Origin of the sequence: Alteromonas sp. AMM-1, from assembly GCF_047290655.1 — a bacterium.
GTDB classification, from domain to species: domain Bacteria; phylum Pseudomonadota; class Gammaproteobacteria; order Enterobacterales; family Alteromonadaceae; genus Alteromonas; species Alteromonas mangrovi.
In genome coordinates this window covers 1-12,056 of record NZ_JBLBUE010000106.1, presented here as the reverse complement: position 1 = coordinate 12,056, position 12,056 = coordinate 1, and the positions used below count along the sequence as shown (strand labels likewise).

Here is a 12,056-nt window from a genome sequence, read left to right as displayed (position 1 = left end):
TTCATTAGCACCGCTGACAAACAGCTTGCGGCCAGATGCCTTGGCATCCGAAGTTACCGTTTCTACTGCCATGGCCGCTGACACGTCCATAGTAGGCACACGGGAGAAGTCCAGGATCAGTACCTGAGAACCGGGTTTCACATTTTCACGAACGTGATGGCCAAGATCTGCGGCCGCCCCAAAACTCAACGGCCCACCAAAGCTGAAAATATTCACTTTGCCTTTGGCTTTCGCAAGTAAGGCATTTTCTTGTGGATCATTGAGCTGCTCAGGCATTTTACCGAGTTCTTCAATTTGCAGTTGCGCAATTTGACGAACATAGGCCAATGCAGCCAGCACTACACCCACACCTACAGCAGTAATAAGATCGACAAATACAGTAAGACCCAATACCAACAGCATTAGCACAAAGTCCCAGCGTGGACCAGTATGCGCCCGTTTCATGTAGCTCCAGTCCACAATATCAAGGCCTACTTTCACCAGAATACCGGCAAGTACCGCATGGGGGATAACACTGGCTAACGGACTTAAGCCCATGACAATGGCTAGCAGTACCAAGGCGTGAATCATACCTGATAAGCGTTCTTTACCGCCGCTGCGAATGTTTACAACCGTACGCATGGTTGCTCCGGCACCGGCAATACCACCGATAAGACCGGACACAGCGTTACCAATGCCCTGACCAACCAGCTCCTGGCTGCTGTCGTGGCGGGTTCGGGTCATGTTGTCTGCTACCAGTGAGGTTAACAAGCTGTCAATCGCACCTAACACAGCCAGAATGAATGCTGCTTCAAGGACTAACAGCAGTTTTTCCTGATTGTATACAGGCAAGTGCAAGCTCGGCAGGCCAGTTGGAATATTGCCCAGTACAGGCACTTCAAAGGCAAACAAGCTCACCAGCGTACCAATGATCAACGCCGCCAGTGCTCCCGGTACGTATTTGCCAAGACTAGGTGGCCATTTGTAGGCAATAACCAGCGTACCAACACCCAAAGCAAGTGTAGAGAAATTAATATCGGCCAGTGCAGTTGGCAGGTAGCCTAACGCACCCAGTGTGCCACCCGGTGGTTCATGACCTAATAAGCGGCCAATTTGCAGGATGATAATGATGGCCCCGATACCGGTCATAAAGCCAGAGATAACCGGGTAGGGTACCAAACGAATATAATTGCCGACGCCCAGGAAGCCAAAGACTACCTGGAAAATACCCGCCAGCATAACGGCGGTAAAAATCAATTCAACGTCGCCAGACAGGCTGGCGAATAACCCAGCTAACACCACGACCATTGGGCCGGTTGGGCCAGAAATTTGCGAGGGGGTGCCACCAAACAGGGCGGCAAAAAATCCAACGGCAATCGCACCGTACAGGCCAGCCATCGGGCCAACGCCCGATGCCACGCCCAGGGCAAGTGCCAGTGGTAAAGCAACAATACCAGCGGTAATTCCGCCGGTAATGTCGCCTCTAACGTTCGCGAGTAAATTTTTCATTTAATACTCCTACTTATTATTGATTGTGCGCCTTCAATTCTTTTGCGTAGGTTTGGCTCATCGGCGCAAACTTGCCGAGTGCTTCGTCATAACAAGTTACTGCAGCGGTTTCGATATTATAAAACCAGCCGTGTAATTTTACCTGACCCGTAGCAATTTTTGCTGCTACTGCAGGGTGTGTGCGCAAATGCTGTAACTGCTGTACTACGTTTTCTTCCGTTACCATTAGCAGATGCTCTTCAGCACTCAACTCGCTGCAACCACAGCGTTCTTTAACTACTTCGGTTGCTACACGACAATGACCCAGCCATTCTTTTACGTGAGGTAATGAAGTGAGGGCTTCAGTGTTGATTGCGCCTTTCATGGCACCGCAGTCTGAGTGTCCGCACACCACAATATGGCTAACGCCCAGAGCGGCTACAGCGAATTCGATTGACGCAGTCATACCACCGGTTTGATTACTGTGTGGCGGCACAACGTTACCTGCGTTGCGGCAGATAAACAGATCGCCTGGTTCACTTTGTGTTACCAGGTTTGGATCGATACGGGAATCAGCACAGGTAATGAATAAAACTTCCGGATTTTGGCCGTTTGCTAACTTTTTGAAAGCCGCTTTTTTACCGGGATAAACTTCTTTCTGAAACTTAGCGACGCCAGAAATTACATGTTCCATTTAGTCACTCCTAAATAAATTCATTAACATTTTTAAAACAACGCTGTAGTTTTACCTGATAGGCTAATAGAAATATAGCTTACTTCGTGATAGTCTTCATCTATTAGTTGAAATGAATCTAAAAGAATTAGCTGGGTATGACATCAGGATCTAAGAGTGCGACCAATACACAATTGCGTTACTTTTGCGCGTTGGCGCGAAATTTAAGTTATCGGCGCACGGCCCAGCTATTGGGTATTAGTCAGCCCACGTTAACAGCGCAAATTAATGCGTTGGAAAAGTCACTGGGGCTTGCGCTATTTGAACGCTCGCGAAGTGGCACCCTGTTATCGCCTGAGGGGCGGGTACTATTACCTTTTGCGGAAGAAACTATTCAAGCGTCATTGCGTTTCGAAGAAAAAGCAAAAGATCTGGCGGGGGGCGCGCAAACCACTTACCGGCTGGGTATTCCACCTACATTAGGACCTTACTTGCTGCCATTTATTTTGCCGGAGTTGCACAGGCGATTTGCTAAACTTAAGTTTTACGTGAGGGAAGCGGCACCATCGCAATTGGTACAGGGATTGTTTAATGGTGATTACGATTTAATCATTTCACCTTATTCACAGGAGTCATCGCAGCTCATCGTATCCAAACTTTTTGTTGAGCCACTCAAGTTTGTCATGCCGAGCGATCATCCGTTAGCTGGCAGTAAGTATGTCGAACCAGAGGACATCCGTGGTGAAACGGTACTGGCACTGGAAGATACTCACCATTTTCACCACCAGGTGCAGGATATTTGCGGCGAAATCGGTGCTCAACTAGCACGGGATTACGAAGGCACCAGTTTGGATACCTTGCGTCAAATGGTGGTTATGGGCATGGGGGTGTCGTTTTTGCCCGGATTATACGTTCATTCTGAATTACACCGGCCGGACGAGCTGCATGTGTGCGAACTGAAAGACAAACCCATTGTTCGTCAGCACAATTTAATTTGGCGAAATACCGCGCCGGGGCGTATTTTCTTCCGGGAACTGGGCAATCATATTCGCCAGATTGTCAGCGAATCACTGAGTCACGCAGTACAGGTATCCGACGGTTGATTATTTTAGTTATAGATCCAGTGAGTTAACCCTTGTTCAGCAAGGAACTGAGCGGCATGTTTACCTTGCAACATGGCCAGTGTGGCTAATAAGCCCGCCTGAGTGCAGTTTTCTGCTGCAACGGTAACGGAGCGAGGGGGGGAAATCACAGGATAACCGGTAAACGGGTTCAGGATATGGCTATAGCGTTTGCCGTGTTTGAGTAAATAACGCCGGGCATCGCCGCTAGTCGCCAGGCCGCCCTGATAGATTTTTACGATGGTATCGGTTACGCCAGCCGCTGCAGCCGGATTTTCGATACCTATCATCCAGGGCTGGTCATGTTTACGCCGTTCAGTAACCTGAATATCACCGCCAAAATTCACTACAACGGATATTCCGCTATAACCTGACTTTATGGCGTCAGCGACTTTGTCTACCGCGTATTCCTTACCGATGCCGCCTAAATCGATTTCCATGCCCTCGGGGAGGGTAAAGGTAGTATCGCTTAGCCTGGTATGTTGCCAGCCAATTTTCGATAGTAAGGGTTTGATCTGCCGCACGTTGGGCACGTTGTCGGAACCGTCAAATTTCCACGCGTTTCGCAATATGCCTGAGGTAATATCAAACATACCTTCACTCAACTGAAAACAGGTTTCAGCGAACGCGAGTAATCGGTGGGTTTCGAGGTCAACAGGTATGGGGCGACCTTGAGCGGTGTTTATCTTGCTAACCACACTGTCTGGCCGGTAACGGCTGAATTTGTGTTCAATGCGCCTGGCTTCTACCGCTGCCAGCAGTGTTATTGTGCGAGCAAGCTGCTCATCACGGGTTTCAATCAGAATTTCACATGGGCTGGCCATAGCATCGAACCGGCCAATACAAAAATCCGATTGTTTGGAAACAGAAACCGGCGGTGTAGCCGCCGGTAACGCCTTTTTAGCCATATTCACAGTGTTCAGAAGTGATAATTAAACTGCAGTATAACGGCTTTTACACTGGGGTAGAGATCTAAATCAGCCAGCACGCCAGGTTGTTCAAATCCGGCATTTTTCGGATCCTGCTGATAGTATTCTGCCCGCACAGCCCATTCGTGACCGTTTTCTAATGTACGTCCGTACTTCAAGCCTACGGTATATGCAGTCATTTCACCTACCCGGTAATCTGCACTGGCATACATCGGCATGTCAGCAGACTGATTCAGATAAGGCTGATAGAAATCGGCAGCCGATTGCTGGTAATAGCGAATGTGCGGTTGAATGTAGCTGTTACCCGACAAATTGAACCGCAAGCGCGAATCGATAGTGTGCGAGTCGATTTCCCAGTCATCCGTTGCATAGCGGTAAGACACGTCAACCACACCGTTGTCCAACGCATACTTAGTTTGCCAGAAGAATGAGTGCTTAGTACGCGAATCCGGACGGTTCTCATACACAATATCCTGGGTAACACCGTTGGTGTTTATTACACTTAATACTTTATAAGGATCAGTGGTATAGCCGTCTACAATGCTTAGTCCGTAGTTAAATTGCATAAGCATTCTACGGGTGATGACCTGAGTGACACCAAACAACATATCCAGAGTTGTTTTGTCATCACTGCCATTTTTAGCGCCGTGATCGTCGTCCTCACCTTCAAACTCATCGTCGTAGTCGTCATCTGCTGGTACTATCATGCTGGATAACGGCGTCGGCTTACCGCCAACCGGATCAATACTATCGAACTGATAAGACAATCCGGCCGACAGTGTAGTGTTGCGCTGAAACAGGTCTTTTTCCAGTAAGCCATTTACCCCCAGCGACATATAGTCGTATTCGCGGGACACGTTGAAGCCCGCAGTACCGCGCCAGGTATCCGCAAACGGTTGCATCCACGATGCAGCAACCTGCACACGGGTGTCGCGGAAGGTATCGTCAAGCGGTGTATCACCCGCGGCAACCTGATACGAATCTTTACCTGAAGGGCGTGAGAAAGTTTGCACGGTTGGTTGTGCCACGGCACCGTTGGCCGACGCACCGGTAAGGGTATCCAGTACCAGTTTTACGTTAAAAATACTGTCATCGCTATTGGTTTTGGTGGCACTTACCACACCTTCTGCCAAGCTAACGCGGTCAGTTTCACCGTAGTACAAAATAGCAGTGTCGAATTTCCAGTCTTTGAGTACCGATGAATCGGTTTCAGCATGCGCCTGGGATTGCCCTAACAATGCACAGGTTGCACTGGCTAAAGCGGCAGCAATACTGCCTTTATTACTTAGTTGCATCCGCAGCCGCCTCCCGCAAATGAACGCCCGCCACTTGTGGCTTCCTTACTGAAGTAAATATGGTCGTCCAGCCCCAAATCGACACCTTCAGCACCCAGCGCCATTTCGTCTTTTGCCAACAAATCCCGCTCCCAGGGTTGCACACCTAACGACGCACAACCGCCAAGCTGGCTTAGCGCAACTAACACCGATACATAGACTAATTTATGTTTCATTTTGATGACTCCATTTCCTCAATCAGGGCCACAATTTCCTGTTCGTACTGGGCTTGCTTTGGTACATGAAAGCCCTGATGTGCCAGGCGTAACTGACCTGTGTGGTCAATAAGATAACTGGTTGGCATACCGGGTACGCGATACAGCGCCGGCGCATTGCCTTGCGGATCGAATGCTACCGGGAATTCTGCGGGCATAGCAGCCAGGAAGGCATCGGCAAGCTCGCGTTCGGTGTCCACGTTAATCGCAATCACAGTAAACCCCCTGTCGGCATATTTGTTCTGCATGGCATTCATCCATGGAAAAGAGCGCTGACAGGGTTTACACCAACTGGCCCAGAAATCCAGGTACACTACCTTCCCACGGTAATCAGCTAACTGATGCTGGCCGTCTGCCATGGCTAATGGCACATCGGGTGCGGGTTGGTTGGCCATTGCGCCAGTAGTAAGCAGGGTGGCACATAATGCCAGTGACACACTTAACCTGCGGGCGATCCTTGGTAGTTGACGCATATAACATCCTCAATATTTACAATTAAACTGAGTGTAAAAGTGGAAGCTTAAGGAAAACTTATGTGTTGGCGATTTCTGTTTTCATCCCTGTAGCCATCTGGTATAAATCGTTAAGTGGTTAATAATGATAAGGATGTCAGAGGTGACTGACACAACTGCACCGTTGGCAATTGATGCCGACACATTGCCTGCAATCAAACCCCGTCGACATTTTTTGCTGGAGTTTCTGCTTCACTTTTGTACGTTTGGTATTTACACCTGCTTCTGGTGCGTTACTGCCACCAATGATCTGAAGCACGCGTTTAACAAAGATTTCAAACCCTGGGCCTGGTTTCTGGTGCCTATTGTGTTTATAGCTCAGCTTATAATGCTTCCTCGCTTACTGAATGCCATTGACGAGGCGGAACAATCACACAACCTGCGAAGCTGGAGTGAATGGAAGGAGCGTTCCTGGTTGTTATTTGCCTGTGGCTCAGGATTGTTTTTTGCCGTTTCACGAAGAGTTGAAATCCATATAGGTTGGGTTTTGTTGGTTCTGGTGATTTGGTCTGTCTGTTTTGCACTGTTAAACGCGCGTATGGATGTATTGCGTGAGAAAGTGGTTAATCCCAAACGTCGCTATTATGCCGGTTATGCCTGGTGGCACTGGCCGCTGGTGGTGGTGGGGGTGCCCTTTGTGCTGTATATCGGATATAGCATGGTGATATCGCCCTACCTGGCGAAAGTTGCGCCACTCGCCACAAATACGGTGATCAGCGACGAAAAGCACGCTATAGAGCTTACCGTAGTTGAGGCCGACTGGCACAAAGTCGAAATTGGCACCTTTTCAGATGGCAGTGGTTTGTTTGAGATTGCTGGCCCGCTTGATTTCCAGTATTTCATTGCGTTTGAGCACGATGACGATTACACATTATCGGATTTAACCCAGTGGCGGATTGGGCAAAATTACGATGATTTTACTGTGAAGGAATGTGCCGAAAACCGCACTTTCTCGCCTGGCTCGTTAAACGTAGAAGCCTTTGTAGTGTGTAAAGGCACCAGTATGGGCGATCCCACTATTGCGACACATCACTTCATTCGCGTGGATAATCAAATTTTCGAACTGTATGGTTATATGAGTGCAGCCAAGCTGACTTACAAAGACCAGGAAGCGGGTTTCCTCCGCCAGGCGCAAGGACTCGTTCGTTATGAAAAATAAGCTAATTTTCTTTATGGTTACCAGAATGGCAACCAGACTGTCCGGGCTGGTTGCATTGATGGCCTTGTGTGCAAGTGGTCAGGCTGCGGCGTTATCAAAAACAGCGCTCACCGCTAAGGCTAAAGAGTGGATGGCCGCCTCGGAAAGTTATTCCTCCGAGTCATTAACCAAAGTCTATACAGACGTAAGCCACACCATTTATCAGGACAAGATAGTCACGCAGGTAACCAAAGCCTGGTTCTATCCAACCAAAGCACTGGTGCAGGAATCGGGATATGAAACGCTGAATTTCAATCAGTATTCTGAAGTGGTATCGGATATTAATGCCTTTTCGATTGCGCCAGATGGACGGATCACATGGGTAAAAGACGACAACATAAAAGAAATCGAAGACGACAGTTACAATATTTTTACCGACGGAAAGCGGAAGGTTATTAGTTTTCCCGGGTTGCAGGATAAAGGTATCTCGGTGTTGTCGTTTACCTTAACTCACGATCGCACCAAGGGTATTGAAGACTGGTCTCAAACCCATTTCCCGCAGCAGTTTTCGCCGGTTAACTATTATCGTTTGTCAGTGAATTCTGCGGATGGCAGTTACTTTAACCACAACATCTACAATGACGTACTTACGTGTAACCGCGACGCACACACGCTGCTCTGTGAAGGCAATCAATTGCCGGCATTAGTTACCAAAGATAACGTAAACTGGCTGGACCAAATTGGCCAGATTGTGGTGACGACTACGCCAGATTGGAACGGCATGATAAGCCGTGTGAACCGTGGCTTTAAACAGGCAATGAACAGCCAGTCCAAGGTGGCAGAAACCCTGCAAGGCTTGATTACGAAGGATATGTCTACGCAACAAAAGATCTCGGCCATTCACGAGTTCGCTGCCAGAGATATCCGCTATGTATCGATGTCTGATAACGGACACGCGATTGTACCGCATACGGTTGATGAAACCATCTATAATCGCTACGGCGATTGCAAAGACAAAACCGTGGTATTGGTTGCCATGCTTAACGCAATTGGGTTGAAGGCATATCCGGTACTGGTGTCTACAGACCGGACATCGCTCGCACCAGTGGCACTGCCCGGCATGAATTATTTTGATCACGCGGTTGCCTGTTTTGAGTTGAATGGCGAGCAGTTCTGTTTGGATGCTACCGACGCTTACAGTGACTGGTATTATTTGTCTGATTGGATTCAGGGGCATGTGTCGCTGCCACTCACGCCGGATGCTCAGCCTGCGTTATTGCCACAGTCAGAATTCCGCTGGCAAGTCACGCAATCCACCGATATCCGGTATACAACCGGTGGGGGGCAAACCGAACAAACAACGGTGATATTTAAAGATGAGTATGCCAGTTCGATGCGCGGCAACCTCGCCAGTAAAAACAGTGAAGAGCAGAATAAATGGCTGACATCAGTGTACGAGGATGTGGTGGCGAGTGGTGTTGAACCCGTATTTGATATAAGCGGCGTTGACTCAATCAGCGAACCGGTAACGGTAAAAAGTACCACAGAGTTTGCGCCTTATTTTGATGTGGCAGAAGAATTCGTGCTCACAGAATACGATGCATGGGTGCGCTATGAACTGGGGTTGATGAAGTTGTCAGAAGCGCCTTATGGGTATGCGTTTCCGGGATTGCAAATTGGCTCTACCTATAATCTGTACTTGCCAACTGGCTGGAGAGTGCAGAGTCCACCCGCCAAACTCAAACTGCAAACCCGTTTTGGTGAGTTAACCAGAGCAGTGCGTCTGGTGAAATCGAATCAGCTTGAAGTTACCACCAGTCTGACTATGCCACATAAGGCATTGGCTGATTCCGATATTGATGAATTTAATGATGTTCTGGATGTATTTGTACAGGAATCGTCGATCAATTTTAAAGGTGTTGTGAAGTAATTTTGCGAAGTAATTTTGTGAAGTAATTAGCCAATGAAGCGCGGCCTGGTGCCGCGCTAAAATTCGTATTCCAGCGAGAAACGCAACGTGTGATCTTTTACCACGCTATCTACCGCGGCAATAAAACCCAACTCCCATTTTAACTGGCGACGGCTGTCAAAGCGCTTTATCCCCATAAAAGCCGGGCCAATGCCAATAAAGTCATCTCCGGTATAGAGCTCTATAGCAGGTTGTAACAGGGGCATCCACCGATAACGGTATTTTACCCGCAACTGGGTTTTAAGTTCCTGGTCGGGCACATCTCCCCATTCATATACCAACAGGGTGTTAACGGTTAAGCTGGTGGGGCCAATTTCTTTTTCCATGACCAAACCCGTAGTGACTTCCCAGCGCTTTTCGTTGTGATATTTTTCTACTTCAAACAGGGTGCCAAAGTCCGCCCAGTATTTACCCTGTTCCGTCATCATCCAGCGAATTTCAAATTCATAGCCTTCCAAACCAAAATCGTCATGTTGTTCATCGCGCGATCCTACTGCGTAAAATTTGGCGATCACGGTTTCGCTCAAGGCATGACCAAAAGCAATGCGTTGCAACAGTTCGTTGCCGTCTTCGTTTTGACGCGACATGAAACGCCATTCCAATTCTCGTTCGAAGGGCAAAATATAAGGATGGTAAACCCGGTCAACCACACCAGATGACGGCTCGGCTTGTACGGTTTGCAAAGGCAACAGCAGCACACCGGCCAGAAGAAAAGTAAGCATAAGTCTCATGAAAATACTCCTTCGGCGGCACGAGGCCGAAGTAAAAAATAACTGCGCAGGGCAAACCACTGGGCTACAACCACTAAACCTACCCAGCTAGCGAAATATGCTATACCGGGCTGTGATTCATAACCCATCAATGCATTTAACAAATGTCCATATTCGCTGGCATCACTAATCAGTGCGCTGCTATTCCAAAGCGGCGACGTTTCATCGAGTACGCCAATTTGTTGTAACTGCGGGATAACATCACAGGCTTGCGCCGCCATAAACAGCATCCACAAGCAGCGCATTGCCACTCCAGTTCGATAAGGTGCAAGCAACACCACCAATAAAATGGCAATACTCAGGCTGATGCCACTGCCAAGTACTGAGCCAATAAAAATGGCCGGAATGCGCTCGGAATGACTGCCAAAGGCGACCAGGTATAACGCAAAGTCGGCGACATGCAAACTGATGATCGGGACGGCTGTCAGGATCAAATAGCGCGACTGCACGGGTGATTTCATACTTGCTAATGCAGACACGTAAGCTACAACCAGTAGCATTACGGTTAGCCACTCATAGCCAGTTCCGTCGAACAGGTCGCTTACTGTGTTTCGGCTAAACACCAGTAGCGCTGTGGTTATCAGCGATGCAAGCGATAATTGCCATATCGAGCGGTGTTCAACCCGAAAAGCCAGTAACATAAAACTGATGAGTAAGGCGATGGGCAGCGCGTCGCGCAACATTAAAATAACCGTGTTAATTAGCATCGGGAGCCTCCTCGCCGGGCGCCAGAACAATGACTTCTCCCTGCGCGGTTGTAGGGTGATACTGACCAAAAAACGGATAACGGCCAGGGGATAGTGGCCCGATAAAAATATTCGCCTTCGACTGGCCGAAAATCACTTTCTCACGGTTGAGCGCGAAGCTATCAAATTCCTCTGGTTCGTCGTCTTCGTTAACAATAGTGAGTTTGATTTTTTTGTTGGCCGGTACATAGATATTCGCCGGGTGAAACAGATTGTCCTTAATGCGGACTACTACTTCGGGTCTGGCCGCCAGGACATCCACGCTGATAACAAGCAGGCAAAGTGATAATAAGAGTCTCAGCATAGCGGCTCCTGAGCTGAGCTATGCCGGGGCAGGGTAATGGTAACGGTTAATCCACCAAATCTGGATTTACCGAGACTGAGCTTGCCTTTGTGTAACATCACAACCTGATTCACAATTGCCAGACCAATGCCACTGCCTGACTGCCGCTGTGTTTGCGTATTGGCCACCCGAAAAAACGGCGTGAGTACTTTTTCGTAATCGGCAGGTGGAATACCCGGCCCAGAGTCGGCTACCTGGATATCGAGGCCATCTGCCGAGACCTGTGTGGTGATCTCAATTTCACCGCCTTCCGGTGTGTACTTACTGGCATTGCCAATCAGGTTACTGAGCATAGTTTGCAGGGCAAATGGATTGGCTTGCAGCACGCACGGGGAACTGCTGAGCGAAATAGCCTGCTGTTTGGCATCGATGGTGTCATACATCTCGCTGATAATTTCTTGCAGCATGGATTCTATTTCCACGCTTTCCAGATTGGCCTGGGTCGTTTCCGGATTGGTGCGGCTTAGCAGCAATAATTGATTTACTACCCTTATCATTCGGTCGGTGTCGCGCTGACATTTGGCTATTTCGTCTTTACCGGGGCTGGCAGAGGCATGCAGATTATGCAGGTTTATTTTTAATACGCTTAATGGGGTGCGTAATTCATGTGCGGCATTGGCAGAAAACAACTGCTCGCGTTCAAACGCCTTGTTCAATCTTAAAAACAACGAATTGAGTGTGTCTATAACCGTGGTGAGTTCGTTTGGTGTATTGCTCAACGCAATGGGTTCGAGGTTGTTGCGGGCTTTGTTTTCCAGTTGAGCCGACAGGGCGCGAAGTGGCCGTACGCCGCGATTTACCACCCAGTAAAGTAACAAAGCCAGTATAGGAATACTGAT

The 12,056-nt window shown here is 48.6% G+C and carries 13 protein-coding genes; 3 read left to right on the top strand and 10 right to left on the bottom strand.

Annotation, left to right across the window (positions count from 1 at the left end; genetic code table 11):
- Nucleotides 1–1,488: SulP family inorganic anion transporter (locus ACLR2L_RS14585; RefSeq protein WP_413369039.1), on the bottom strand; the 1,488-nt coding region annotated here is incomplete at its 3' end.
- Between the two features lie 16 nt (nucleotides 1,489–1,504).
- Complete coding sequence (locus ACLR2L_RS14580; protein WP_413369037.1) at nucleotides 1,505–2,161, bottom strand: carbonic anhydrase; 657 nt, start codon at nucleotides 2,159–2,161, stop codon at nucleotides 1,505–1,507.
- 137 nt (nucleotides 2,162–2,298) lie between these two features.
- Between ACLR2L_RS14580 and ACLR2L_RS14575 the strand changes: the two genes are divergently transcribed.
- Entirely contained in the window at nucleotides 2,299–3,243 is a 945-nt protein-coding gene (locus ACLR2L_RS14575) for a hydrogen peroxide-inducible genes activator (protein ID WP_413369035.1), read from the top strand.
- Between the two features lie 5 nt (nucleotides 3,244–3,248).
- Here ACLR2L_RS14575 and ACLR2L_RS14570 read toward each other — a convergent pair whose 3' ends face one another.
- From ACLR2L_RS14570 to ACLR2L_RS14555, 4 genes are read right to left on the bottom strand one after another with little or no spacing between them, the layout of a single operon-like run.
- Nucleotides 3,249–4,169 carry an FAD:protein FMN transferase gene (locus ACLR2L_RS14570; RefSeq protein WP_413369033.1) on the bottom strand — a complete coding sequence of 307 codons (921 nt, stop codon included), beginning with the start codon at nucleotides 4,167–4,169 and terminating at the stop codon, nucleotides 3,249–3,251.
- Nucleotides 4,170–4,180: 11 nt separating this feature from the next.
- Nucleotides 4,181–5,485, bottom strand: a complete 1,305-nt coding sequence (locus ACLR2L_RS14565) for a DUF3570 domain-containing protein (protein ID WP_413369031.1) — start codon at nucleotides 5,483–5,485, stop codon at nucleotides 4,181–4,183.
- A complete protein-coding gene (locus tag ACLR2L_RS14560) occupies nucleotides 5,476–5,700 on the bottom strand; it encodes a DUF4266 domain-containing protein (RefSeq protein WP_413369029.1) in 225 nt (74 codons plus the stop codon). The genes ACLR2L_RS14565 and ACLR2L_RS14560 overlap by 10 nt, the downstream gene beginning before the upstream one ends.
- A complete protein-coding gene (locus ACLR2L_RS14555; protein WP_413369027.1) occupies nucleotides 5,697–6,212 on the bottom strand; it encodes a TlpA family protein disulfide reductase in 516 nt (171 codons plus the stop codon). The genes ACLR2L_RS14560 and ACLR2L_RS14555 overlap by 4 nt, the downstream gene beginning before the upstream one ends.
- Nucleotides 6,213–6,354: 142 nt before the next feature.
- Between ACLR2L_RS14555 and ACLR2L_RS14550 the strand changes: the two genes are divergently transcribed.
- A complete protein-coding gene (locus ACLR2L_RS14550) occupies nucleotides 6,355–7,410 on the top strand; it encodes a hypothetical protein (protein ID WP_413369025.1) in 1,056 nt (351 codons plus the stop codon).
- Complete coding sequence (locus tag ACLR2L_RS14545; RefSeq protein WP_413369023.1) at nucleotides 7,400–9,319, top strand: DUF3857 domain-containing protein; 1,920 nt, start codon at nucleotides 7,400–7,402, stop codon at nucleotides 9,317–9,319. The genes ACLR2L_RS14550 and ACLR2L_RS14545 overlap by 11 nt, the downstream gene beginning before the upstream one ends.
- Nucleotides 9,320–9,375: 56 nt before the next feature.
- On the opposite strand, the gene ACLR2L_RS14540 is transcribed toward ACLR2L_RS14545, so the two are convergent.
- The 4 genes from ACLR2L_RS14540 to ACLR2L_RS14525 form a co-directional block, all read right to left on the bottom strand.
- A complete protein-coding gene (locus tag ACLR2L_RS14540; RefSeq protein ID WP_413369041.1) occupies nucleotides 9,376–10,080 on the bottom strand; it encodes a hypothetical protein in 705 nt (234 codons plus the stop codon).
- Between the two features lie 5 nt (nucleotides 10,081–10,085).
- Entirely contained in the window at nucleotides 10,086–10,835 is a 750-nt protein-coding gene (locus tag ACLR2L_RS14535; protein WP_413369021.1) for a hypothetical protein, read from the bottom strand.
- On the bottom strand, nucleotides 10,825–11,178 hold the full coding sequence (locus tag ACLR2L_RS14530) for a cupredoxin domain-containing protein (protein ID WP_413369019.1): 354 nt from the start codon (nucleotides 11,176–11,178) through the stop codon (nucleotides 10,825–10,827). The genes ACLR2L_RS14535 and ACLR2L_RS14530 overlap by 11 nt, the downstream gene beginning before the upstream one ends.
- A partial coding sequence (locus ACLR2L_RS14525) for a sensor histidine kinase (RefSeq protein WP_413369017.1) occupies nucleotides 11,172–12,056 on the bottom strand: 885 nt, incomplete at its 5' end. The genes ACLR2L_RS14525 and ACLR2L_RS14530, both read right to left, overlap by 7 nt.

Coding starts and splice junctions, on each gene's coding strand:
- ACLR2L_RS14580 (WP_413369037.1), bottom strand. CDS start 2,161: ATGGAACATGTAATTTCTGGCGTCGCTAAGTTTCAGAAAGAAGTTTAT.
- ACLR2L_RS14575 (WP_413369035.1), top strand. CDS start 2,299: ATGACATCAGGATCTAAGAGTGCGACCAATACACAATTGCGTTACTTT.
- ACLR2L_RS14570 (WP_413369033.1), bottom strand. CDS start 4,169: ATGGCTAAAAAGGCGTTACCGGCGGCTACACCGCCGGTTTCTGTTTCC.
- ACLR2L_RS14565 (WP_413369031.1), bottom strand. CDS start 5,485: ATGCAACTAAGTAATAAAGGCAGTATTGCTGCCGCTTTAGCCAGTGCA.
- ACLR2L_RS14560 (WP_413369029.1), bottom strand. CDS start 5,700: ATGAAACATAAATTAGTCTATGTATCGGTGTTAGTTGCGCTAAGCCAG.
- ACLR2L_RS14555 (WP_413369027.1), bottom strand. CDS start 6,212: ATGCGTCAACTACCAAGGATCGCCCGCAGGTTAAGTGTGTCACTGGCA.
- ACLR2L_RS14545 (WP_413369023.1), top strand. CDS start 7,400: ATGAAAAATAAGCTAATTTTCTTTATGGTTACCAGAATGGCAACCAGA.
- ACLR2L_RS14540 (WP_413369041.1), bottom strand. CDS start 10,080: ATGCTTACTTTTCTTCTGGCCGGTGTGCTGCTGTTGCCTTTGCAAACC.
- ACLR2L_RS14535 (WP_413369021.1), bottom strand. CDS start 10,835: ATGCTAATTAACACGGTTATTTTAATGTTGCGCGACGCGCTGCCCATC.
- ACLR2L_RS14530 (WP_413369019.1), bottom strand. CDS start 11,178: ATGCTGAGACTCTTATTATCACTTTGCCTGCTTGTTATCAGCGTGGAT.